General features: G+C 47.9%; 24 protein-coding genes. 19 read left to right on the forward strand and 5 right to left on the reverse strand.

Going from position 1 to position 22,787, the window contains the following annotated elements:
* The first annotated feature begins 7 nt into the window (after positions 1-7).
* From ACT6NV_RS04490 to ACT6NV_RS04550, 13 genes are all read left to right on the forward strand, one after another.
* Positions 8-319 carry a DUF4286 family protein gene (locus tag ACT6NV_RS04490; RefSeq protein ID WP_445386067.1) on the forward strand — a complete coding sequence of 104 codons (312 nt, stop codon included), beginning with the start codon at positions 8-10 and terminating at the stop codon, positions 317-319.
* Positions 316-639, forward strand: coding sequence for a gamma-glutamylcyclotransferase family protein (locus tag ACT6NV_RS04495; protein WP_445386068.1), 324 nt, complete (start codon positions 316-318; stop codon positions 637-639). The genes ACT6NV_RS04490 and ACT6NV_RS04495 overlap by 4 nt, the downstream gene beginning before the upstream one ends.
* Before the next feature lie 6 nt (positions 640-645).
* Positions 646-1,509, forward strand: a complete 864-nt coding sequence (gene rsmA, locus ACT6NV_RS04500; RefSeq protein WP_445386069.1) for a 16S rRNA (adenine(1518)-N(6)/adenine(1519)-N(6))-dimethyltransferase RsmA — start codon at positions 646-648, stop codon at positions 1,507-1,509.
* Entirely contained in the window at positions 1,496-2,848 is a 1,353-nt protein-coding gene (gene mgtE / locus ACT6NV_RS04505; protein ID WP_445386070.1) for a magnesium transporter, read from the forward strand. The genes rsmA and mgtE overlap by 14 nt, the downstream gene beginning before the upstream one ends.
* Before the next feature lie 110 nt (positions 2,849-2,958).
* Positions 2,959-3,324 (forward strand): cupin domain-containing protein, encoded by a 366-nt coding sequence (locus tag ACT6NV_RS04510; protein WP_445386071.1) that lies wholly within the window; start codon positions 2,959-2,961, stop codon positions 3,322-3,324.
* A gap of 6 nt (positions 3,325-3,330) precedes the next feature.
* On the forward strand, positions 3,331-4,269 hold the full coding sequence (locus tag ACT6NV_RS04515) for a 2-hydroxyacid dehydrogenase (RefSeq protein ID WP_445386072.1): 939 nt from the start codon (positions 3,331-3,333) through the stop codon (positions 4,267-4,269).
* A 68-nt stretch (positions 4,270-4,337) separates the two neighbouring features.
* Positions 4,338-4,808 carry a DUF1801 domain-containing protein gene (locus tag ACT6NV_RS04520; RefSeq protein ID WP_445386073.1) on the forward strand — a complete coding sequence of 157 codons (471 nt, stop codon included), beginning with the start codon at positions 4,338-4,340 and terminating at the stop codon, positions 4,806-4,808.
* Positions 4,793-5,182, forward strand: coding sequence for a VOC family protein (locus ACT6NV_RS04525; protein ID WP_445386667.1), 390 nt, complete (start codon positions 4,793-4,795; stop codon positions 5,180-5,182). The genes ACT6NV_RS04520 and ACT6NV_RS04525 overlap by 16 nt, the downstream gene beginning before the upstream one ends.
* A gap of 48 nt (positions 5,183-5,230) precedes the next feature.
* Complete coding sequence (locus ACT6NV_RS04530) at positions 5,231-5,665, forward strand: NINE protein (protein ID WP_445386074.1); 435 nt, start codon at positions 5,231-5,233, stop codon at positions 5,663-5,665.
* Positions 5,666-5,742: 77 nt separating this feature from the next.
* A complete protein-coding gene (locus ACT6NV_RS04535; protein ID WP_445386075.1) occupies positions 5,743-6,069 on the forward strand; it encodes an ArsR/SmtB family transcription factor in 327 nt (108 codons plus the stop codon).
* A 10-nt stretch (positions 6,070-6,079) separates the two neighbouring features.
* The gene (locus ACT6NV_RS04540) at positions 6,080-6,565 is read left to right on the forward strand and encodes a DUF6428 family protein (RefSeq protein ID WP_445386076.1); all 486 of its coding nucleotides are present in this window, start codon (positions 6,080-6,082) and stop codon (positions 6,563-6,565) included.
* A 10-nt stretch (positions 6,566-6,575) separates the two neighbouring features.
* Positions 6,576-7,067, forward strand: coding sequence for a GNAT family N-acetyltransferase (locus tag ACT6NV_RS04545; RefSeq protein ID WP_445386077.1), 492 nt, complete (start codon positions 6,576-6,578; stop codon positions 7,065-7,067).
* A 14-nt stretch (positions 7,068-7,081) separates the two neighbouring features.
* Positions 7,082-7,507 (forward strand): arsenate reductase ArsC, encoded by a 426-nt coding sequence (locus tag ACT6NV_RS04550; RefSeq protein WP_445386078.1) that lies wholly within the window; start codon positions 7,082-7,084, stop codon positions 7,505-7,507.
* Here ACT6NV_RS04550 and ACT6NV_RS04555 read toward each other — a convergent pair.
* The 3 genes from ACT6NV_RS04555 to ACT6NV_RS04565 all read right to left on the reverse strand — a co-directional run bounded on the left by ACT6NV_RS04555 (position 7,496) and on the right by ACT6NV_RS04565 (position 11,127).
* Entirely contained in the window at positions 7,496-9,313 is a 1,818-nt protein-coding gene (locus ACT6NV_RS04555; RefSeq protein ID WP_445386079.1) for a GNAT family N-acyltransferase, read from the reverse strand. The two genes, ACT6NV_RS04550 and ACT6NV_RS04555, sit on opposite strands and share 12 nt — an antisense overlap.
* Before the next feature lie 88 nt (positions 9,314-9,401).
* Positions 9,402-10,652: an aspartate kinase gene (locus ACT6NV_RS04560; protein ID WP_445386080.1), complete on the reverse strand. Its 1,251-nt coding sequence runs from the start codon at positions 10,650-10,652 to the stop codon at positions 9,402-9,404.
* Positions 10,639-11,127, reverse strand: coding sequence for a GNAT family N-acetyltransferase (locus tag ACT6NV_RS04565; protein ID WP_445386081.1), 489 nt, complete (start codon positions 11,125-11,127; stop codon positions 10,639-10,641). Before ACT6NV_RS04565 ends, ACT6NV_RS04560 begins: the two co-directional genes overlap by 14 nt.
* A 114-nt stretch (positions 11,128-11,241) precedes the next feature.
* Between ACT6NV_RS04565 and fbp the strand changes: the two genes are divergently transcribed.
* Entirely contained in the window at positions 11,242-12,249 is a 1,008-nt protein-coding gene (gene fbp, locus ACT6NV_RS04570; RefSeq protein ID WP_445386082.1) for a class 1 fructose-bisphosphatase, read from the forward strand.
* 1 nt (position 12,250) lies between these two features.
* Here fbp and ACT6NV_RS04575 read toward each other — a convergent pair whose 3' ends face one another.
* Positions 12,251-12,679, reverse strand: coding sequence for a TerB family tellurite resistance protein (locus ACT6NV_RS04575; RefSeq protein ID WP_445386083.1), 429 nt, complete (start codon positions 12,677-12,679; stop codon positions 12,251-12,253).
* Between the two features lie 155 nt (positions 12,680-12,834).
* On the opposite strand from ACT6NV_RS04575, the gene ACT6NV_RS04580 reads away from it, so the two are divergent.
* From ACT6NV_RS04580 to mfd, 5 genes are all read left to right on the forward strand, one after another.
* Entirely contained in the window at positions 12,835-13,860 is a 1,026-nt protein-coding gene (locus ACT6NV_RS04580; RefSeq protein ID WP_445386084.1) for a ligase-associated DNA damage response exonuclease, read from the forward strand.
* Complete coding sequence (locus tag ACT6NV_RS04585; protein ID WP_445386085.1) at positions 13,857-15,470, forward strand: ATP-dependent DNA ligase; 1,614 nt, start codon at positions 13,857-13,859, stop codon at positions 15,468-15,470. Before ACT6NV_RS04580 ends, ACT6NV_RS04585 begins: the two co-directional genes overlap by 4 nt.
* Positions 15,470-17,965 (forward strand): ligase-associated DNA damage response DEXH box helicase, encoded by a 2,496-nt coding sequence (locus ACT6NV_RS04590; protein WP_445386086.1) that lies wholly within the window; start codon positions 15,470-15,472, stop codon positions 17,963-17,965. The genes ACT6NV_RS04585 and ACT6NV_RS04590 overlap by 1 nt, the downstream gene beginning before the upstream one ends.
* Before the next feature lie 50 nt (positions 17,966-18,015).
* Positions 18,016-18,654, forward strand: a complete 639-nt coding sequence (gene pdeM, locus ACT6NV_RS04595) for a ligase-associated DNA damage response endonuclease PdeM (RefSeq protein WP_445386087.1) — start codon at positions 18,016-18,018, stop codon at positions 18,652-18,654.
* 72 nt (positions 18,655-18,726) lie between these two features.
* Complete coding sequence (mfd, locus tag ACT6NV_RS04600; RefSeq protein WP_445386088.1) at positions 18,727-22,104, forward strand: transcription-repair coupling factor; 3,378 nt, start codon at positions 18,727-18,729, stop codon at positions 22,102-22,104.
* A gap of 18 nt (positions 22,105-22,122) precedes the next feature.
* Here mfd and ACT6NV_RS04605 read toward each other — a convergent pair whose 3' ends face one another.
* Complete coding sequence (locus ACT6NV_RS04605; RefSeq protein ID WP_445386089.1) at positions 22,123-22,782, reverse strand: aspartate kinase; 660 nt, start codon at positions 22,780-22,782, stop codon at positions 22,123-22,125.
* Positions 22,783-22,787 lie beyond the last annotated feature (5 nt).

The raw sequence follows: 22,787 nt of genomic DNA on the forward strand, positions 1-22,787 counted from the left end.
ATACCGAATGTACATTTATAACGTAACCATCAACATTGATCCTTCCATTCAGCATAGCTGGCTGGAATGGATGCAAAACACCCATATCCCGGATATGCTGGCAACCGGAAAATTCAGCCAGGCGAAAATTTGCAGGGTACTGGTGGAAGAAGAAACCGGGGGCATTACCTATGCCGTTCAGTACCAGGCCCCGGACAGGGATACCCTCCAACGCTATTATCAGGAAGACGCGGCCCGTCTGCGCAAGGATTCAATGGAACGTTTTGGGGATAAGTGCGTAGCTTTCCGAACCGAACTGGAAATCATCAGCCAGCATTGAAAAAAGAAGACCGGGAGCACTTATTCGCCTATGGAACGCTGTGCGATCCGCATGTACAAGTATACGTATTCGGGCGTACCCTTAGCGGGAATACCGATACCCTGACAGGATATTCTTTAAGGGAAAAGGCTGTTTTGAATCGGTACCCGGCCATTTGGGAAGGACAGGCCGGATCAGAAGTCCCCGGAATGCGCTACAGCCTCTCGGCCATCGAATTGAAAAAAGCAGATGCCTACGAAACCAGTTTGTATTTCCGAAGAGAAATAGAGCTGGCTTCCGGTAAAAAAGCATGGGTATATTTACCCACTAACAACCAATAAGTGCGTATGAGTTCCCGTAAAAAGTCGCGATCGAAATCTTTCCATAAGGGGACAACCCACTCTCAGACGGGGGTAGCCGCCAAAAAACACCTGGGTCAGCATTTTTTAAAGGACCCGCAAGTGGCTTATAAGATTGCCAATACCTTAAAAAAACCTGAGATCAGCAGGGTCCTTGAAATAGGACCGGGTACAGGGGTACTTACCCGCTTCCTGATGGAGCGGCCCTTTGAGATTATCGCCGTGGAACTGGACAGGGAATCGGTCCGGTACCTGCGGGAGGTATTTCCACTGGAAGTGCAGGAACAAAAACACCCGCAAGCCCGCTTGGAAATACTGGAGGCCGATTTTTTATCTCTTGACCTCAGGGCCTTATTCCAGGGGCAGGAATTCGCGATCACCGGGAACTTTCCCTATAATATCTCTACCCAAATTGTTTTCCGCCTCCTGGAATTTCGCGATCGTATTCCGGAATTCAGCGGGATGTTCCAAAAAGAGGTAGCCGAAAGGATCTGTTCAAGTGGCGGCAGTAAGGTATACGGTATCCTTTCCGTCTTGGTACAGGCGTATTATGAGGCCGAATATCTCTTTACGGTTCCCCCTGAGGTCTTTGACCCCCCGCCTAAAGTTGAATCCGGGGTGATCCGGCTGCTTAGAAAGCAGCAAACCATTGCGGGCTGCGATGAACAACTATTTTTTAAGGTGGTTAAGGCCGCATTCAACCAAAGGCGCAAAACCTTGCGCAACAGTCTAAAAAGCTTGCAGCTTTCTGATAATCTCCGAGAAGATACTATCTTTGAGCGGCGCCCCGAACAGCTTACGGTTTCGGACTTTATAGCGCTTACAAAGAAAATCCAGGATGACACCCTTTAAACTTACAGAGGAACTTCTTGCCGAGATAGAACATCTGATAGAAAACCGTCAGAATGCCTCCTTACGGGAAATGATGGAGGACGTCCATTACGCGGATGTAGCCGAAATCATCAATGAACTTAATGAAGATGAGGCAACCTTTCTGATCAAGTTACTGGACAGCGAGAAAACCTCCGATGTATTGACGGAACTGGATGAGGATGTTCGGGAAGCTATCCTGGGCAATCTCTCCTCAAAGGAAATAGCCGGGGAGCTTGAAGAACTGGATACAGATGATGCGGCCGACATTGTTGCGGAATTGCCCAAGGAAATTATACAGGAAGTCATCTCGGAAATCTCCGACCGGGATCACGCCCGGGATATTGTAGACCTGCTCCGCTATGACGAGAATTCTGCCGGGGGGTTAATGGCTAAAGAACTCGTAAAAGTTAACGAAAACTGGACGGTACTGACCTGTGTAAAGGAAATGCGGCAGCAGGCCGAAAATGTTACCCGGGTGCATTCTATCTATGTGGTGGATGACGCGGGTTTGCTGAAAGGAAGGCTGTCCCTGAAAGATTTACTGACCGCCTCCACCAAATCCCCTATTAAAGATGTGTATATCGCAAAAGTGGATGCGGTTAACGTCAATGAGAAACCGGAGGAGGTGGCTAAAATTATGTCTAAGTATGACCTGGAGGCGATTCCCGTTGTAGACGAGATCGGGCGCCTGGTGGGCAGGATTACCATTGACGATATTGTGGATGTGATCCGTGAAGAAGCGGACAAGGATTATCAGCTGGCGGCCGGTATTTCGCAGGATGTTGAAGCAGACGACAGTATCTGGGATCTAACCCGTGCCCGCTTGCCCTGGTTGTTCCTGGGGCTGATAGGCGGAGTTGGGGCTGCAGGAATCATGGGAGGTTTTGAATCCATGATCAGCCAGCACGCCATCTTATTCTTTTTTACGCCCCTGATTGCGGCCATGGCCGGGAACGTAGGGGTGCAATCAAGCGCGATAATAGTACAGGGGCTTGCCAACGACGACCTGAAAGGCAGCATCGGAAACCGCCTGTTTAAAGAAATGTTGCTGGCAGCGCTGAACGGCTTTATCCTTTCTGTGGTTTTGCTATTTTTCACCTGGAGTTGGAAAGGTAGCCTGTCTACGGCCCTTGCTATTTCAATATCCCTGATAACCGTTATAATCGTTGCCGGAATTATAGGCACCTTTATCCCATTATTCCTGCATAAGCGCGGCATAGACCCGGCCATTGCCACAGGACCTTTTATAACCACCAGCAACGATATCTTTGGAATCCTGATCTACTTCTGGATTGCCAAATTGATTCTGGGTATCTGAGATAGCAATTACTGAAAAGTCCTGTAAACTTCCTTATCTTGTTCTTTCAGAATGTTCTATAGAACAGGAGATTTTCTCTTCTATCCTGGTATAACGAAAACGACCAAATCATGAAGCCGATCAATCTTAGCGAAAAACTATCCCGGTTTAAGGACCATTGGCACCCCCGGCAAATTGCAGTGGTTGATCAAATGCAGGTATTGCTGGCAAAGCTCAGCGGTTCCTTTGTGTGGCATCAGCACCAGGACCAGGATGAATTATTCCAGGTAATCAGGGGAACCCTCTATATGGAATTCAGGGACCGCACGGAAACGGTACGGGAAGGGGAGATCATTGTGGTGCCAAAAGGGGTCGAGCACCGGCCCCGAACCGAGGAGGGGAAGGAAGTGCATGTTTTGCTCTTTGAACATCAACAAACGGAACATACCGGAGGGGTTTCCCACCCTGTAACACAAACTCATTATCCAAAAATATAAAGCAGTATGAAGGTGCTCCATCTGGATCCCAATCACCCTTTGCTCCTTGAAGGCCTGGAAGCTTTGGGCTATGAAAACCATACGGATTATAGCAGTCCTGCCGACGCAGTTCTCGCTAAAATCGATCAGTACGATGGGCTTATACTAAGAAGTCGCATCCCAGTAGACAAGACCTTCCTGGAGAAAGCCACCCGATTGAAATTTATCGGGCGGGTAGGAGCCGGCCTGGAAAATATAGATGTATCCTACGCAAAAAGTAAGGGAGTGTTCCTGGCAGCAGCCCCGGAAGGTAACCGAAATGCTGTGGGCGAACACAGCCTTGGGATGCTATTATGCCTTTTCAACAAGTTGCATACGGCAGACCGGGAAGTTAGACAGGGCATCTGGCAACGGGAGGCCAACCGTGGAGTAGAACTGGACGGGAAGACAGTGGGGATTATCGGGTATGGAAATATGGGGAAGGCCTTTGCCCGAAAACTGCGCGGGTTTGAGGTTGAGGTAATATGTTATGATATTGTTGGAGGTGTGGGAGATGAAAACGCAAGGCAGGTGGGTATTATGGAATTCCAGCAACGTTCAGACGTGGTGAGCCTGCACGTTCCAGAGACCCCGCTTACTATCGGAATGGTCAATACCGGCTTTTTGGAGGCCTTTCATAAACCCATCTGGATACTGAATACTGCCAGGGGGAAATGCATTAAAACAGCAGACCTGGTCCAGGCACTCAAGGGTGGCAAAGTCCTGGGGGCCGGATTGGATGTCCTGGAATATGAAAAATCATCATTTGAGTCCCTGTTTAAGGAAGCTTCACTACCCGAGGCCTTTAGGTATCTGACGGAAGCCCCCAATGTTTTGCTCAGCCCGCATGTTGCCGGCTGGACCATTGAGAGTAAGGAAAAACTGGCACAAACAATTTTAGACAAAATAAAGCGGCATTTTTCGTAAATTTAAGGTACGTCCGTTCCTAGGGAATAAAGGCAACCCAAATGGGTATCAAATAAAAGCCGTTTGCCATGCAGTACAAAGCCAATACTCCTGAAGAATATATAGACCAGATTCCTGAAGAACGTAAAACTCCGATACAGGAGCTGCGAAAAAGAATCCGGAAAAACCTTCCAGAGGGTTTTGAGGAAACAATCAGTTACGGAATGATCGGATATGTGGTCCCGCACGCTACCTTCCCTGAGGGCTATCACTGCGACCCTAGCCTTCCCCTGCCCTTTATGCACCTGGCTTCTCAAAAGAATTATATCAGTCTGTACCATTCCGGGGTTTACGCAAGTAAGGAGCTGCTGGAGTGGTTTACAAAGGCGTATAAAGAACAAACGGGCCGAAAACCGGATATGGGGAAAAGCTGTATCCGTTTTAAAAGGCCTGATCAAATCCCTTACGAGCTAATAGGGGAACTTTGTACCAAAATCAGTGTGCAGGAATATATCGATATGTATAAGAATAACACAGGGAAATCATTAAAAAGCGCGTAACCGGATTAGGCGGATTCTTCTTTAAGTGCCAGGATCCCGATAGAGTAAAGAAATGGTATAAGACCCATTTGGGTATTCCCACGGATGCCTATGGCTGGACCTTCAGGTGGAAGGATGCACAGGGGAACGATTGTAGTACCCAATGGAGCCCCTTTAAGGAGGACACGACCTATTTCAATCCGAGTTCCAAGCCCTTTATGATGAATTTCAGAGTAGAGAACCTGGAAGAACTGCTGCAGGTGTTAAAAAAAGAAGGGGTACAGGTTATTGGTGAAATGGAGAGCTATGATTATGGCAAATTCGGATGGATTCTGGACCCGGAAGGCAATAAAATTGAGCTTTGGGAACCCATTGATGCTGCATTTCAGGAATAGGGATTATTTTTCTAAATTGTAAAATACAAACAACCATATTTAACAGTCATGTCGGAAGAAACGGGTAATAGCGAAAAAAAGGAGGGCAAGGGCTTCGAAAAAGCCAAAGAAAAGGCCCGGGAAATGGGAGAAGAAGCCAAGGAAGCTGCCGGAGAGTTCCGGGAGGAAGCCAAGAAAACTGCCGAAGAATTTAAAGAGGGTTTTAAACAGGCCAGTGGGGAAAATAAAAAAATTCTGGCTGGGATACTGGCCATTGTCGTTGGCTGGGCCGGCATTCACAAGTTTGTGCTGGGTTATCAGAAAGAAGGAATTATTATGCTTGTGATTTCTGTAATTGGTTTTGTGCTCAGTTGTATCGGTATAGGCATATTTTTGGTATGGGCCACCGGACTGATAGGGCTTATAGAAGGTATAATATACCTTACTAAATCGGACGAGGATTTCTACAACACCTATCAGGTGGGCCGTAAGCCCTGGTTTTAGAGCAAAAGCCGGAAATTTTTGTTCCCGGCTTTTTTAATTCCCTTTATTATCGTAATATTGCGATATATAATTAAACAATGGGCGTATCCAAAACACAATTATTCAATACCCAGCAGAACGAACTGGCTGTGGTAGCGAAGGTACTGGCACATCCGGCAAGGGTGGCCATCCTGCAATATATAAGCCAGCAGGATGCCTGTATCTGCAGTGACCTGGTTGAGGAAACCGGCCTGGCACAGGCCACTATTTCCCAACATCTGGCCGAAATAAAGAAAATTGGTCTTTTAAAAGGCAACTTCCAGGGAAAAAACCTCTGTTATTGCATTGATAAAGACCGATGGATAGCCCTTCAGAACCTTTTTACCAATTTTTTTACCCGTATAGGGAAACAGTGTTATACCTAATTATTTTTATATGCAAACAGCAGATTTTATTCAATTACTCGAAACGTACCCAAAAAGAAACTTAAGCTTTGAATATGCCCCCGGTAAATATGTACGGGCAGACTACCATGTCACCGAAGTCAAGAACGTCCTTATAGAAGCCACGGATTGCGGAGGCCGACAGGATTCCTGGAAAGAAACCGTAGTGCAGTTGTGGGCGAACCCTGAAGGGGAAGAACCAAACCACCGCCTTACCTCGTCCAAGGTCCTGGATATTCTGAAGCGCGTAAGCAGCCTGCAGCCGCTGATGAAAAACACCCCGGTCAAAATCGAATATGGAGACAGAGATTTCCATACAGCACAGCTCAACATTACCGGGCACAGGCTGGAGAATAATCACCTGATAGTTAGTCTGGGTGTTGAGCACACCACCTGCAAGGCTAAGGACCGCTGTGGCATTCCTGAGGTAGTCGGAAACAATGCCCAGGAATGTGCCCCTGGATCGGGTTGTTGTTAAGATTGTCCCCATGGAAATTCGCAGCATGACTTCTGAGGACTGGCCGGCAGTCAGGCGTATTTATGCAGAAGGCCTCAGCACGGGCATGGCCACTTTTGAAACGGAGGTTCCCGAATACGACAACTGGGACAGAAGCCACCTGCAACTGTGCCGCCTTGTAGCCCTGAAGGGAAATGAGGTGTGCGGATGGGCCGCCCTGTCGCCTGTATCAGGTCGTTGCGTTTATGGTGGGGTAGCCGAAGTCAGTATTTATATCGGGCAGAAGTTCCGCGGGCAGGGTGTGGGACAAAAATTGCTGCACCACCTGATACAGGAAAGCGAGGCAGCCGGGTTCTGGACCCTTCAATCCGGTATATTTCCCGAAAACCTCCCCAGCATCCGCCTGCATGAAAAGGCCGGATTCAGGTTACTGGGCACGCGCGAAAAAGTTGGGCGATACAAAGGGGCCTGGAAGGATAACGTGGTATATGAGAGACGCAGTAAAGTGGTTGGTATTAACTAAATATAGCATAGAAAATGAAAAACGTACTCGTACTTTGCACGGGGAATTCCTGCCGTAGTCAGATGGCACACGGCTACCTGCAGGCACTTCAACCGAAACCCCTGGCCAAAATATACAGCGCCGGGATAGAAACGCATGGCCTGAATCCGGAAGCAGTGGCCATCATGAAGGAAGACGGGATTGATATCTCGGGCCATACTTCCAACCATGTGGATGAATACGCCGGCATCCCCTGGGATTTTATCATTACCGTCTGCGATCACGCAAAGGAAAACTGTCCCTTTATCCCCGCCGATGGAGCTGAAAGACTACATCATAACTTTTCGGATCCTTCAAAATTGAAAGGCAGCCCCGAAGCGCGGCATACGGCTTTTGAAAATACCCGTAATGAGATACGTGATTATTGCAGGAAGTTTATCGCTGAGAAATTAGCGGGATAGGTTGCTGTTACCTTCGCTGAGTTTGCGTTCCAGTTCCGCCTGAAATTCTTCCATCACCGGCTTAACAGTGCTTTCCGGCAGGTCTGCAATTTTAATATACATCAGACCGTCTACAGAATTATTGAAAAGCGGGTCTACATTAAAAGCAACCACCTTGGCGTTCTGCTTAATGTATTTCTTAATAAGTACCGGTAAGCGCAGACTTCCTGGCTCTACCTCTTCTATGAGTTTGTCAAACTTGTTGAGGTCTGCCTCGGTTTCGTCAAAGACAAATTCCTTATCCGCATCTTTAAGCTTTACCTTAAATTCCTTTTTCGGCCTTATGTATTGGGCCACATAAGGGTCCCAGTAATTGGATTTCATGAATTCAATCATCAGGGATTTGGAGAAATTGGAAAACTGATTGCTGATACTCACCCCCCCGATCAGATATTTATGTTCCGGGTAACGAAGGGTGGTGTGTACGATTCCCTTCCACAACAAAAACAAAGGCATGGGCTTCTGCTGGTATTCTTTGATGATGTACGCCCGGCCCATTTCAATAGACTTTTTCATCATCCCGTACAGTTCCGGTTCAAAGCGAAACAGGTCCTGCAAATAGAACCCGTCAATACCGTATTCCGAAAATATTTCAGATCCCATCCCCATACGGTAGGCCCCCACTATTTGTTTATCCTGGTCATCCCAAAGAAAGAGATGATGGTAGTACTCGTCAAAACGATCCAGATCTATGGCATTATTGGTTCCTTCTCCAATCGCCCTGAAGGTGGTCTCGCGTTGCCTCCCGATCTCTTGCAGGATAAAGGGCATGTCCTTTTTCTGGGCGAGAAATACCTCATAATTTTTACTTTGCAATAAGCGACAATCCTTTTCCCGTAATTTCTCAATCTCGCCTTCAATTACCTCGGTTCGCACTGCCGTCGCAATTCGTTTAGGGGGCTTGGGAATTTTCAGGGTTCCCGGAAGCTGGTCAATTAACCGTTCTTTTTCATAGGCGTTCGCCAGGATATACGTCTTCCTTCTGAGCAGATCTGTAAAATCTTCCAGAGATTCATGTTCTTTCTGTACCTGTACACTAATGGGTTGCCCAATGCGTACCTTAATGCTCCTGTTACGCTGGCTGGTAAGCTCCGAGGGTAGTTTAGCGGTCCGGAATACCTCATTCATACGGGAGAGATAGTAGAACATCCGGCTGTTGCGTGCGTGAAAATAAATGGGGACTACCGGTACCTCTGCCTTTCGGATCAGTTTAAGTGCCGCTTCTTCCCAGGGCTTATCTACTATCAGTTTTCCGTCTTTGTAAGTAGAAACCTCCCCGGCTGGAAATATCCCAAGGGGGCGACCCTCCCGGAGGTGTTCCATCGCCCGCTTGAATCCGGCAACCGAACTTTTGGCGTCCTTGTGGTTTTCAAATGGGTTTACAGGCATTATAAATGGAGCCAGCGGGGCAATCCGCTGTAGCAGGAAATTTGCAATGATCTTGTAATCGGGTCGCTCCTTCAACAAAAGCTTAAGCAGCAGCACCCCGTCGATACCACCCAGCGGATGGTTGCTTATCGTAATATAAGCCCCCTCCTTTGGCAGGCGCTTAAAATCCTCTTCGGGAATTTCAAAATCAATTTCGTAATGGTCTATGATCTCATCGAGGAAGGCTGTTCCGGAAAGCCCTTTGTGTTTGCGGTAAAATCGGTTGATACTGCTGATACGGGTAAGATGCATCAAAAGCCAGCCAAAAAAAGTGCCCATGAACCCATATTTGTCCAGATGAATTGCTTTGGCTACTTCTTTGGCAGTAACTAATCCCATTTAAATCAGTTTTGGTTAGGGTGCGGGTAAAGATAAAAAATTGACCTGTGGCAGGGTTGGTTTTTTGATTTTTCAACGAAAATTCGCCCTATTTCACCACCAGCTGCACTGTTTCCCGCCCTCTTTGCTCCAGAATAACCTGCTTCCCTTCAAGCAGGGATTCGATGGCCTCTGTGTTGAAGTGCCTGATAGTATAAAGGGAGACCCCTTCCTGATAAACCACTTTGAACCGTCCTTTTAATTGTTGCAATAAATCGTGCAGCCGGCCAAAACGATTGTCCACGCAAACCGAAAAACTAATGGCGGAGTTCTGAATCAGGTCTACCTTCATTTTATGGTCGTGCAATAATTTGAAGAGGTCACTGATATTGTCTTCCACTATAAAGGAAAAATCCAGGGAAGAGAGTTTCATCAGTACCTGGTCCTTTTTTACAATAAAACAGGGCACTTCCGGTTCAATCCCTTTTCCTTTGCCTACAACGGTCCCGGCATCCCCCGGCCTGATAAAAGACTTTACATGCAATGGGATTTCCTTGCGTTGCAAGGGTTGAAGGGTTTTAGGGTGAATAACAGAGGCCCCGTAAAAAGCCAGCTCTATGGCTTCGCGATAAGAAATGCGATTCAGGAGACTTGCCTGTCCGAAATAACGGGGGTCCGCATTAAGGACCCCGGGAACATCTTTCCAGATGGTTACCGATTTTGCATTCATACAATAGGCTACAATGGCAGCCGTGTAATCCGAACCCTCCCGGCCCAGGGTAGTGGAAAAGTTATTGTCGTCACTCCCTATAAAGCCCTGGGTAATGAATAATTCATCCCTTCCGTCAATGGCAGCAATAGCTTCCTGTGTCTTTTCCCATAAAACCTTTACATCCCTGTAATTGGAATCCGTTTTGATGTAATGACGGATATCCAGCCAGGTGTTTTTAAAACCATTTTCATTTAAAAAGGCACTCACTATTACGCTGGAGAGTAATTCCCCATAGCAGACCACCTGATCGTATACAAAATTGTATTTAGGAGATTTATTCCAGGCCAAAAAACCCCTGACTTCTTCAAAAAGTTCCTTTACCCGGCTATAAACCGGATGGGTTTGCGCAGGAAATATTTTATGCAGAATCTCCATATGGAAGCTTTCAACAGCCGCCAGGGCTGCAGACAGGGATTTCTTATCCTTAAAATAAGCATCCACTACCTCTTCCATGGCATTGGTGGTCTTTCCCATGGCAGAGACGACCAGAAAGGTGCGCTCGGTACCTGTTTCCTGCAAAACCTTAAGGACATTCTTTACCCCCTCTGCATCCTTTACGGAGGCCCCTCCAAATTTATATACTCTCATAAGTGTCCAAATACGTATTAATCCCCTTTTGATCCAATTGCACTACATCCCAGTCCCTCATCACACGGGCTCCACGTGCCTTGTAAAATTCGATTGCTGGTTCATTCCAATCCAGGACCTCCCAGCTAACCCTCCGGGCCCCTTGCTCCCTTGCATACCGAACCACCCGGGTCAGCAATCTGCCCCCCAAACCTTTGCCGCGAGCCTCCGCTGTTACGATCAGGTCTTCCAGGTGGATAACAAGGCCTTTCCAGGTAGAGTAGCGAGGGTAACACAGGGCCATCCCAAGAACTTCTTCATCTTTGCAGGCCACAAAGCATTGAAATTTTGGGTTTTTCCCAAAACCGTCTGCTTTTAGATCTGCCACCTTAATTTCAACGGCCTGAGGTTCTTTTTCATAGACAGCCAATTCACAGATGAGCTGATGCACCTGGTCCATGTCTGTTTCACGAGCGGGTCGAATGATATATTCCATAATTGTTACAAATAAAACACAAAGTTAAATATCTTCAAAAGAAGCCTGGAACGAAAACGATGTAGTTTCACAAAATAAGCGATATTTGTGCTCTGTAACGCAACCTAAGCTTTAATGCAGAGAAAAAATAAAACCCTGGGGGAGTTTATCATTGAGAACCAGGCCGAGTTCCAGTACTCTTCAGGGGAATTATCAAAACTGATCAACGCCATTCGTCTGGCTGCAAAGGTAGTCAACCACGAGGTAAACAAGGCCGGACTCATCGACATACTTGGCGCTGCCGGAGATGTGAATATACAGGGTGAAAACCAGCAGAAACTGGATGTTCTGGCCAATGAAAAATTTATACAAACCCTAAAGAACAGGGAAATTGTCTGCGGAATTGCCTCTGAGGAGGAGGAAGACTTTATCAGTATCAACAGCCAGGACGAAAAACATCAGAACAAGTATGTTGTCCTGATTGATCCGCTGGATGGCTCATCCAATATTGATGTAAATGTATCTGTTGGAACCATTTTTTCGATTTACCGAAGGATAACTCCTATCGGCAGCCCGGTTACCCTGGATGATTTCCTGCAGCCAGGGGTAAACCAGGTGGCGGCCGGCTACATTATCTACGGCACCTCCACCATGCTGGTATACACAACCGGACACGGTGTAAACGGGTTTACCCTGAACCCCGCCATTGGTACTTTTTACCTCTCCCATCCCGAAATGCAATTTCCCCCGATGGGTAAAATCTATTCCGTAAATGAAGGAAATTACATCCACTTCCCTCAGGGGGTGAAAGACTATATAAAATATTGTCAGATGGAAGAAGGAGACCGTCCCTACACCTCCCGCTACATCGGCTCCCTGGTATCGGATTTTCACCGAAATATGATCAAAGGCGGGATTTACATTTATCCCAAAAGCAGTGTTGCTTCCAATGGAAAACTCCGGTTGTTATATGAATGCAACCCCATGGCGTTTCTTGCGGAGCAGGCAGGTGGAAAGGCCTCCAATGGCTATGAAAGAATTCTGGAGATACAACCAACCGAACTGCACCAGCGGGTTCCCTTTTTCTGTGGCAGCAGGCTAATGGTTGAAAAGGCAGAATCGTTTATGGAGCAGTACCGTTAGGCTATTTTCGATTGTCCATCAGGTACATATACTCCTCAAAGGCAATATTGCCGGTGAATATGGCAATGGAACTTTTAATTACCTTTTTGGCTACAGCAGGTGAAAAACCGATTGCCAGCGCATATTTCATGACCAGGTCAATTTCCTCCTGATCGATACTGTGGTCCGCAAAAATAATTCGGAAGAAATCGTATAATCGCTCATAACGCTTCTCAACTTCAAAGGGAGCTTCTATAGGATATTTGTTATCCTTTTTCATCACTTCCTTGTACTCTGCATCCGAAATATCTAGTTTGGAGCGAAAACGGGCGATAACTTCACTTTCCGGGGGGTTGATTTCCCCATCAACCGCAGCCAGGGATGCCAGGGCGGCAAAATGCGCCAGATTACGTCGCTTCTCAGAGTGATTATAAAGATCTAAAATGGGCATGATTTGGTTTTATTTTACACTACAAAGATACCGTTTTGGATAATTTTTAAACCAAGAAGAATAAGAATATTTTGTAGTTGCTTTCCAGCTGCGCAAACCTTAACAAGCGTTAAAAACAACTGGTAAAAACGAATATTCCGTAAATTCACGCTGCTATGAAAAACCCGCTTCTGGAATTTACAAAAAAAGGTATTTATTGTGCAGCGGCAGATGTGTACCTGGACCCCTGGAAACCTGTTGATAAGGCTCTTATATCTCACGGTCATGCAGACCACAGCCGCTGGGGTCACAAAAAATATATTACCCACAGGCTAAATGTTCCCATAGTAAAGCACCGGCTGGGAGCCATTGAGATCGATGGCAGGGAATGGGGAGAGTCCTTCAGGATCAACGGAGTGGAATTCAGTTTTCATCCGGCCGGTCATATTGTGGGCTCGTCACAGATACGTGTGGCCCATAAAGGCGAGGTATGGGTATTCTCAGGAGATTATAAAACCGAAAATGATGGTATAGCAACACCTTACGAAGCGGTAAAATGCCATACGTTTATTACGGAATGCACCTTTGGGCTGCCTGCCTTTAAATGGAAGCCGCAGAATGAAGTGATGCGGGAAATCAATAACTGGTGGGCTGAAAACCGACAGGCAGGCATAACCTCAGTCTTATTTGCCTATTCCCTTGGGAAAGCCCAGCGACTGCTTTCCATGCTGGACACCGATATCGGGACCATTTATACACATGGGGCCATTGAAAAAATGACTTCGGTTATCCGGGATTTGCTCCCTCTGCCGCCCACCGAGCAAATCCTTCCGGAAACGGACCGAAAGGCTATCCGGGGAAATCTGGTTTTGGCGCCCCCCAGTGCCCACGGCAGTCCCTGGATCCGAAAACTGGTCCCCTACCAAACGGCTTCCGCCAGCGGGTGGATGACCTTCCGGGGTGCCCGGAGGAGAAGGGCTATAGACAAGGGCTTTGTACTGAGCGACCACTGTGACTGGAGCGGTCTGCTGGAAAGCATCCGGGCAACAGTGGCAGAGAAAGTGATTTGTACCCATGGGTATTCGGATATTTTTGCCCGCTATTTGCGGGAAGAGGGATATGATGCCCGTACAGAAGAGACTCAATACGAGGGCGAACTGGCCGAATTAAACTCAAAAGAAGGAAAGGAGGAAGACACTTGAAAGCATTTGCCGAACTGATCAAAACCCTGGATGCCACCAATAGGACCAACACAAAAGTTGCCGCCCTGAGTAATTATTTTAAAGATGCCCCGGATCCTGATAAGGTCTGGACCATCGCCATCCTGTCACACAGGCGACCTTCACGAGCGGTAAATACCACCTTATTGCGGCAGTGGGCCTCTGAGCTGGCCGCAATCCCGCTGTGGTTGTTTGAAGAAAGTTATCACATTGTGGGAGACCTTGCAGAGACCATAGCCCTGGTCATCCCTGAGCAGCATAATAAACCTTCCTTCGAAAAGCCCCTGAGCGTTGTGATGGAAGAACTCATTGCGCTGAAACCGCTGAAGGAACAGCAAAAAAAAGACTATTTATTGGAGCTGTGGCCGCAGTTGGATTATTATGAACGCTTTGTTTTTACAAAATTCATAACCGGTGGGTTCCGTATCGGGATCAGTCAGAAACTGATGACCCGGGCCCTTGCCCAGGCCACAGGCCTGGATGAGGATGTGCTGGCGTATAAGCTGATGGGGAACTGGAATCCGGCCGAGATCAGCTTCGAGGATCTGGTTCTGAAGCAAAAACAGGCAGATTTCCTCTCCAAGCCTTACCCTTTCTACCTGGCCTATGCCCTGGAAGAAGAAGCAACAGCACTTGGCAGTCCGGAAGACTGGTTTATGGAACACAAATGGGATGGCATCCGGGCCCAGCTCATCATTCGCAACAACACCCTTTTTGTCTGGAGCCGGGGGGAAGAACTGGTAACGGATTCCTATCCGGAATTTCAGGCTTTAACAGAAATTCTCCCTGACGGAACCGTCCTGGACGGGGAAATTCTCCCTTATCCGGATGGCCGGATCGGAAGTTTTAACGACCTCCAAAAAAGGCTGGGGCGCAAAACCATCTCTAAAACCCTGCTCCAAAAAATCCCGGTAATCTTAAAGGCATATGACCTGCTGGAATGGCAGGGGGATGATATCAGGACCCGCCCTTTCCAATGGAGACGAAAGCAATTAGATACGCTGGTCGGACCCTGCGCAGAGATTCCTGACATCCCTTTGCAGTTATCCCCCGTACTTGAGATTGAATCCTGGGAGCAGGCCGCAAAAGAAAGGGACCGTTCCAGGGAAGTCCGCTCCGAAGGACTAATGCTTAAACAGCGGTCTTCGCCCTATCGGGTTGGTCGAAAAAAAGGAGATTGGTGGAAGTGGAAAGTGGATCCCTTTACCATTGATGCCGTCCTGACCTATGCCATGAGGGGGCATGGCCGCCGCAGCAACCTCTTTACAGATTACACTTTCGCCCTATGGGACCGAAATGAAGCAGGAAGCCCTGAGCTGGTGACCTTTGCCAAGGCGTATTCCGGCCTAAGCGATGCGGAATTCCGCAAACTGGATGCGTGGATCCGGAAAAATACCCTGGAACGATTCGGGCCGGTGCGCTCGGTTACCCCCTACCATGTTTTTGAAATTGCTTTTGAGGGGATTGCCCGTTCCAAAAGGCATAAAAGCGGTGTCGCCACCCGCTTCCCGCGTATCTTGCGCTGGAGGACAGACAAGAAAATTGAAGATGCCAACAGCCTGGAAGAACTGAAAATGCTGATCCCTGACTGATGAAAGCCAAATCACAAACTAACGAAGCCCTTATCGGCCTTGCACAGGATTGGTTTGCCAGGCAAGGCTGGGCGCCCTTCCCTTTTCAGGAAAAAACCTGGAAAGCCTTTTTGGCAGGACAGCACGGCCTGCTGAATGCACCTACAGGCAGTGGAAAAACATATGCCCTTTGGTTCCCCATCCTCTTACAATACATAAAGGATAACCCGGAATATAAACAACGGCACAAAAAAGGCCTTAAGGCGGTTTGGATTACCCCGCTCAGGGCACTTTCACAGGAAATCTATCAATCCGCAGAGCGCATCACCCGCGATCTGGAAATACCTTTTTCCGTGGGAATCCGCACCGGGGATACCTCAACAGCTGAGAGGAGCCGGCAGCGGAAAACCATGCCAGACCTGCTGATCACCACTCCGGAAAGCCTTCAATTATTGCTGGCCACAAAGGGCTACAAAGACATCTTCAAGGGTTGTTATGCCATCGTAGTGGATGAGTGGCATGAACTTTTAGGCAGCAAACGGGGCGTGCAGATGGAACTGGCCCTGTCCCGGCTTAAATCTATCAGTGAAGGCTTGCGGATCTGGGGTATCTCCGCCACCATCGGTAACCTGGAACAGGCACGGCAGGTTCTGCTGGGCCCGGAATCAGCTGCGCTTGAAAACTCCACCCTGATCAGGGCAAGCATTAAAAAAAAGCTCACCGTTCGGAGTATCATCCCTGAAAAAATGGAAACCTTTCCCTGGCGGGGACATCTGGGACTCCACCTGCTCGATGCGGTTATCCCGATCATCCGGGAAAGCAAGACCACTTTGCTCTTTACCAATACGCGCAGCCAATGTGAAATCTGGTTCCAAAAAATTTTGGAACGCTATCCCGAATTTGCCGGGGAAATAGCGATGCACCATGGCAGTATCGAAAAGGAAACCCGCTTGTGGGTAGAACAGGCCATCCGCAACGAGAGCCTCAAGGCAGTGGTCTGTACCTCCAGTTTAGACCTGGGTGTAGATTTTGCTCCGGTGGAAACAGTGGTACAGATCGGAGGCCCCAAGGGCGTGGCCCGATTTATGCAGCGGGCCGGGCGAAGCGGTCACCGGCCGGGGAAAGAAAGCCTGATTTATTTTTTACCAACCCACGCCATAGAACTGATCGAAGCAGCAGCACTGCAGAATGCGGTTCGCAATGAGGCAGTTGAAGACCGTATCCCCTACCTCAACAGTTTTGATGTTCTGGTGCAGTATCTTACTACCCTTGCCGTATCGGATGGTTTTTATCCGGATGAGATTTTCAGGGAAGTTCAGCAAACTTTTTGCTATCAGGCGCTCTACAAAGAACAGTGGGAATGGCTGTTGAAATTTCTGGTGCTGGGGAGCCAGAGCCTTAGTAGTTACGACGAATACAAAAAGGTTGAGGTTCTGGATAACGGGCTGTTTAAGGTCACCAACCGGGGGGTCGCCATGCGGCACCGGTTTCAGATTGGCACCATTGTAGGGGATGCAAACCTGAGTGTCCGCTACCAGAAGGGTGGTTATATAGGGTCTATTGAAGAGTGGTTTATTTCAAAATTGCAGCAGGGGGATGTTTTTACCTTTGCGGGGCGAAACCTGGAATTTATCCGGATCCGGGACATGCAGGTGCTGGTTCGCAAATCCAGTAAAAAAACCTCCAAGGTTCCCAGCTGGATGGGCGGACGGCTTACCTTATCTGCACAGATGTCTCAATTGCTGCGGGAAGAATTGTACTCCGCCAGCCTGCCGGATACCCAACAGGCCATTGAGATCCGTTCCCTTGCCCCACTATTTAAAAGGCAGCGGCTGGAGAGCATTGTTCCTCAGCCCGGGGAATTCCTTATTGAAACCTTTAAAACACGGGAAGGATATCACACTATTTTTTATCCTTTTGAAGGCCGGTTTGTACACGAAGCCATGGCCAGCTTGCTGAGCTATCGGATTAGTCTTTTGTCTCCCATTACTTTTTCCCTGGCCTATAACGATTATGGTTTTGAGCTGCTTTCGGATCAGCAACCGGACATGCAGATGATTCTGGATAACAATTTATTCACCACTGATTACCTGGTAGAAGACCTGGAAAAAAGCTTGAATGCCACCGAGATGGCCAGACGCAAGTTCCGGGATATTGCCGTGATCAGCGGCCTTGTTTTTACGGGATATCCCAAGAAGGGAATAAAGATGAAGCACCTGCAGAGTAACTCACAATTGTTATTCGAAGTTTTCAGGGATTACGAACCAGACCACCTGCTCTTCCAGCAGGCCTTTACCGAGACCTTTGAGCATCAACTGGAGGAGGGACGCCTGCGGCAGGCCGTGGAGCGGATAGACCATCAGCAAATTCGCTGGATGCAATGTGAAAAGCCAACCCCTTTCTCCTTTCCCATCATAACGGACCGGCTCCGGGAAAAACTCTCCAGCGAGAAACTGGCCGACCGGATCCGGAAAATGACCCAGGTACTCACCCGGGGGCGAAGGCGGAAAAAATAAGACTGTTAGAGTCTTTTATTCAATTCGTTTGAATTGGTACTTTTACATCTATGGTATACCCGGTAAACATAAACGGAGAAGCCATGGAATTGCATCCATGGGGAGCTTTGTTTTGGAAAGACCAAAACCTGCTGGTGATCAGTGACGTACATCTCGGAAAAATAATGCACTTCAGAAAATATGGAGCGGCGGTTCCACAGGCGGCCATATATGAGAATTTTAAACGCCTGGATGCGTTGTATGAGTCCTTCCAGCCCGGGACTATTTGTTTTCTGGGGGACCTCTTTCACTCCCACATCAATAAAGAATGGGAACTGTTTGAACAGTGGGTACACAATTGCCCTGCCGCATTAGAACTGATAGTGGGCAACCACGACATTATTTCCCCGCTCAGGTATGAGGCCCTGGGTGTGCGTCTGTACGAAGAATTGCAAAGAGGACCTTTTACCTTTACCCATCATCCCACAGACTCCCCCGCTGGTTTTAATATTTCAGGGCATATCCATCCGGCAGTCAGACTGGGGGGCAATGGAAGGCAACGTCTCAGGCTTTCCTGCTTTTTCCTGCGTCAAAACCAGCTCATCCTGCCCGCCTTCGGAAATTTTACAGGTTCACATGTGCTGGAACTCACTGCTACAGATCGCGCTTTTGCCCTTGCCGAAGAAGAAGTGATCCCCGTCAGCTATTAGAAAAAGTCATTAAATACCATTGAAAATTGCTCGGGCGCTCGCTGAGCCCTATTTTTGCACAAAAATTTTGCCTTGAGTATTGCACTCATCCGGGAGACTATTTCACAGGTTCCAAAGTTTGGAAATCTGCAGGAAGTTATTGCCCAAAAAGGAACAGTGGCAGCATTAAACGGACTCTCCGGATCCTCCCTTTCCTTTGTGATTTCCGAAAGTTTTAAAAGGGCTGAACGCCCCTTTTTGTTATTGCTTGAAGACAAAGAAGAAGCTGCCTATTACCTGAACGACCTGGAAGAATTGCTCGGGGACAAGGATGTGCTTTTTTACCCCGGAAGCTACCGCCGCCCTTATGAAATAGAAGAAACCGACAATGCCAATGTACTGCTGCGGGCAGAAGTGCTGAACCGTATCAACTCCCGAAAAAAACCGGCCTTAATCGTTAGCTATCCGGATGCGGTATTTGAAAAGGTGGTTACCCGCAAGGAACTGGAAAAAAACACCCTGAAACTCAAAACCGGGGATGCCATATCCCTTGATTTCCTTAATGAAGTCCTTTTTGAATATCATTTCAGACGGGTAGATTTTGTGACCGAACCAGGAGAGTTTTCAGTGCGGGGCGGGATAGTGGATGTCTTCTCCTTCTCCCACGATGAACCGTATCGCATTGAATTTTTCGGGGATGAGGTTGACAGTATACGAACCTTTGATGTAGAGACACAGCTGTCTCTGGAAAAGGGAAAGAAAATTTCCATTATCCCGAATGTGGCCAATAAAGTGGTTCACGAATCGCGGGAGAGCTTTCTGAAATACATCTCAGAAAACACCGTGGTCTTTCTGAAGCATCCGGACCTTAGTTATCGCCTTCTGGATCAGCTTTTCCAAAAGGCAGAAGAGGCCTTTGCCAAACTACCGAAGGAGCTCTCACATGCCACCCCGGAAAAACTCTTCATGAATGCTGCACAGTTCCAGGCAGATTTAGCTCCCTTTACAAGGGTAATGCTGGAAAACCGTTCAGAGGATGCGCTTATCGAGGCACATTTGCAATTTGAGGTCAAACCCCAGCCGGCTTTTAACAAACGCTTTGAATACCTGCTGGAGACACTGGCAGAAAACCACAAAAAAGGCCTTCGTAACTTCTTGTTTTGTTCCTCACAGCAACAGGCACAACGGTTTCACGACATCTTTGACGAAATAGGTAAAAGCGTCCCTTACACCACCATTGTGATGCCCCTGTATCAGGGATTCCAGTCAGAAGAACTGGGCCTTTGCTGCTATACCGACCACCAGATCTTTGAACGCTACCACCGCTTCCACCTGAAGAATGGATATGCCAAAAAGCAGGCGATCACCCTGAAAGAGCTCAATAAACTGGAGATAGGGGATTATGTGACCCATATTGACCACGGCATCGGCAAATTCGGGGGGCTGCAGAAAATTGAAGTGGAAGGAAAAAAGCAGGAGGCTATCAAGCTGATTTACGGGGACCGTGACATCCTCTATGTCAGTATCCATTCCCTTCATAAAATTGCCAAGTATAACGGAAAGGACGGGGCCGTTCCAAAAATTTACAAGCTGGGGTCCGCAGCCTGGAAGAAACTCAAGCAGAAAACCAAGTCACGTGTCAAGAAAATTGCCTTTGACCTGATTCAGGTCTATGCCAAAAGGCGACTGCAAAAAGGATTTCAATACGCACCGGACAGTTACCTGCAACACGAACTGGAAGCCTCTTTCCTCTACGAAGATACCCCGGACCAGAGCGCTTCCACGGAGGCCGTTAAGACAGATATGGAAAGTGAGCGCCCCATGGACCGGCTCATTTGCGGCGATGTGGGCTTTGGAAAAACAGAAGTAGCGATACGTGCAGCATTCAAAGCTGTGGACAACGGCAAACAGGTTGCCATACTGGTACCTACCACCATCCTGGCCTTCCAGCATTTCCGGACCTTTACCGAACGTCTGAAGGAAATGCCGGTTAACGTAGACTACCTGAACCGCTTTCGTACAGCTAAGGAGCGTAAAACGGTACTCGAAGGCCTGGCCAGCGGAACACTTGATATCGTTATCGGCACCCATCAGCTGGTAAATAAACAAGTCGTATTTAAAGACCTGGGACTGCTGGTTGTGGACGAAGAACAAAAATTCGGGGTGGGGGTAAAAGATAAACTCAAAGCCCTGAAAGAAAATGTGGATGTGCTGACCCTTACGGCCACCCCTATCCCCAGGACGCTGCAATTCAGCCTGATGGCGGCCCGGGATTTATCTGTGATCAATACCCCTCCTCCCAATCGGTACCCTATTGAAAGTGAAGTTATCCGGTTTAACGAAGCCAGTATACGAGATGCCATCCATTATGAAATCCAAAGGGGCGGGCAGGTGTTTTTTGTACACAACCGCATCGAAAATATCAAAGAGGTAGCAGGGATGCTGCAACGACTGGTCCCGGATGCCCGGATCGGCATCGGGCACGGGCAGATGGAAGGCCGCAAGCTGGAGCAGCTAATGCTGGCCTTTATGAAAGGAGAATTTGATGTTTTGGTGTCTACCACTATCATTGAAAGCGGCCTGGATGTGCCCAATGCGAATACCATCCTGATTAACAATGCAAATAATTTCGGCCTGAGCGACCTGCACCAAATGCGGGGGCGGGTAGGACGCAGCAATAAAAAAGCCTTTTGCTATTTTATCACCCCACCCTATGATGTAATGACACCAGAGGCGCGCAAAAGGATTCAGGCCCTGGAGCAATTTACCGAACTGGGCAGCGGGTTTAATATTGCCATGAAAGACCTTGAGATTCGGGGTGCTGGAGACCTCCTGGGCGGCGAGCAGAGTGGCTTCATCAATGAAATAGGCTTTGAAACCTACCAGAAAATACTGGCGGAGGCCATAGAGGAATTGAAGGATAACGAATTCAGGGACCTCTATAAGGATCAGGAAGCTGAGGATAAGAAATACGTAAAAGATACCCAGATAGACACTGATTTTGAGCTGCTTTTCCCGGATACCTATATCAATAGTATTTCCGAACGCCTGTCTTTGTATACACAGTTGAATGAACTGAAGTCTGAGGATGAACTGGAAGAATTCGAGCGGCAGTTAAAGGACCGTTTCGGGCCACTCCCGGAGCCGGCTGAAGACCTGCTGAAGTCCGTTCAGCTCAAGTGGATGGCTGCAGCCATAGGGCTGGAAAAAGTGGTGATGAAACAGGGCAAATTTATAGGTTACTTTATTTCGGATCAGCAATCCCCCTTCTACCAGTCGGCACGATTTAAAAAGGTCCTGCAGTTTGTCCAGCTGCATCCCGGGAAGCTGCGGCTGAAAGAAAAACAAACCCGGAACGGGCTCAGGCTTTTGCTCACCTTAGAAGGTGTGACCACTATAGAAAAAGCACAAAGGGCTGTAACTCCATTATACGGGGAACTGATTCCCGTAACTGAGCCTACCGAAACTTAAAGAGGCTTTAAAACATACTTAAAGGGACTTTAAGTCCTTGATAACTGTAAAAGCCGTATCTACCTGTGATTCATCCACCAGGATAGTAAACTCATTTGTAGTGGAGATAACTTCATATAGTACAATACCCTCCCAGGCCAGTCGCTGAAAAATAAAATAGTAGATTCCGGGTACAGAGACATTCTCAGCCGGGAGTTTAACGGTTATAGAAGCCAGGTTCTCGGCTTTCTGCGTTAGCCGTTCCCCGCTAAATTGTTTTTCAATAAGTGAATCCAGACTGTTGCTGACCACAATATTCAATTCATTCACCCCCCTGGAGGAAGTATAAAAAATGTCCGTATGCCTGTTGATTTCTTCCAGTAAACGGGTTTGCTTTTCCAGGATGCTATCGGAAACCAGGAAGGTGAAATCGGTAAGGGAGGACCTTACCGTAATCTCACCTATGTTTTTCAACACCTTAACTATCCTGTGGGTAGCGCGAAATTCAAGGTCATCCGAAAGCCTTTTGAGCGCCATTACGATGGCGCCGTTACGAACTTCCTTCCCCAAATGCGATTCAATCTCAGGTTTGATCCGGCGCGACAGGGAAGTCAGGTTGATAATCCCCTGAGCCAAAGCTGTTTGCAAGAAAGGTTTCTTTTTTATGTAGCCTTCCACTACGGAAGATATAGTCTTCATCTTTT

The organism is Robiginitalea insularis, assembly GCF_052497835.1.

Coding starts and splice junctions, on each gene's coding strand:
- ACT6NV_RS04490 (WP_445386067.1), top strand. CDS start 8: ATGTACATTTATAACGTAACCATCAACATTGATCCTTCCATTCAGCAT.
- rsmA (WP_445386069.1), top strand. CDS start 646: ATGAGTTCCCGTAAAAAGTCGCGATCGAAATCTTTCCATAAGGGGACA.
- mgtE (WP_445386070.1), top strand. CDS start 1,496: ATGACACCCTTTAAACTTACAGAGGAACTTCTTGCCGAGATAGAACAT.
- ACT6NV_RS04510 (WP_445386071.1), top strand. CDS start 2,959: ATGAAGCCGATCAATCTTAGCGAAAAACTATCCCGGTTTAAGGACCAT.
- ACT6NV_RS04515 (WP_445386072.1), top strand. CDS start 3,331: ATGAAGGTGCTCCATCTGGATCCCAATCACCCTTTGCTCCTTGAAGGC.
- ACT6NV_RS04520 (WP_445386073.1), top strand. CDS start 4,338: ATGCAGTACAAAGCCAATACTCCTGAAGAATATATAGACCAGATTCCT.
- ACT6NV_RS04530 (WP_445386074.1), top strand. CDS start 5,231: ATGTCGGAAGAAACGGGTAATAGCGAAAAAAAGGAGGGCAAGGGCTTC.
- ACT6NV_RS04535 (WP_445386075.1), top strand. CDS start 5,743: ATGGGCGTATCCAAAACACAATTATTCAATACCCAGCAGAACGAACTG.
- ACT6NV_RS04540 (WP_445386076.1), top strand. CDS start 6,080: ATGCAAACAGCAGATTTTATTCAATTACTCGAAACGTACCCAAAAAGA.
- ACT6NV_RS04545 (WP_445386077.1), top strand. CDS start 6,576: ATGGAAATTCGCAGCATGACTTCTGAGGACTGGCCGGCAGTCAGGCGT.
- ACT6NV_RS04550 (WP_445386078.1), top strand. CDS start 7,082: ATGAAAAACGTACTCGTACTTTGCACGGGGAATTCCTGCCGTAGTCAG.
- ACT6NV_RS04555 (WP_445386079.1), bottom strand. CDS start 9,313: ATGGGATTAGTTACTGCCAAAGAAGTAGCCAAAGCAATTCATCTGGAC.
- ACT6NV_RS04560 (WP_445386080.1), bottom strand. CDS start 10,652: ATGAGAGTATATAAATTTGGAGGGGCCTCCGTAAAGGATGCAGAGGGG.
- ACT6NV_RS04565 (WP_445386081.1), bottom strand. CDS start 11,127: ATGGAATATATCATTCGACCCGCTCGTGAAACAGACATGGACCAGGTG.
- fbp (WP_445386082.1), top strand. CDS start 11,242: ATGCAGAGAAAAAATAAAACCCTGGGGGAGTTTATCATTGAGAACCAG.
- ACT6NV_RS04575 (WP_445386083.1), bottom strand. CDS start 12,679: ATGCCCATTTTAGATCTTTATAATCACTCTGAGAAGCGACGTAATCTG.
- ACT6NV_RS04580 (WP_445386084.1), top strand. CDS start 12,835: ATGAAAAACCCGCTTCTGGAATTTACAAAAAAAGGTATTTATTGTGCA.
- ACT6NV_RS04590 (WP_445386086.1), top strand. CDS start 15,470: ATGAAAGCCAAATCACAAACTAACGAAGCCCTTATCGGCCTTGCACAG.
- pdeM (WP_445386087.1), top strand. CDS start 18,016: ATGGTATACCCGGTAAACATAAACGGAGAAGCCATGGAATTGCATCCA.
- ACT6NV_RS04605 (WP_445386089.1), bottom strand. CDS start 22,782: ATGAAGACTATATCTTCCGTAGTGGAAGGCTACATAAAAAAGAAACCT.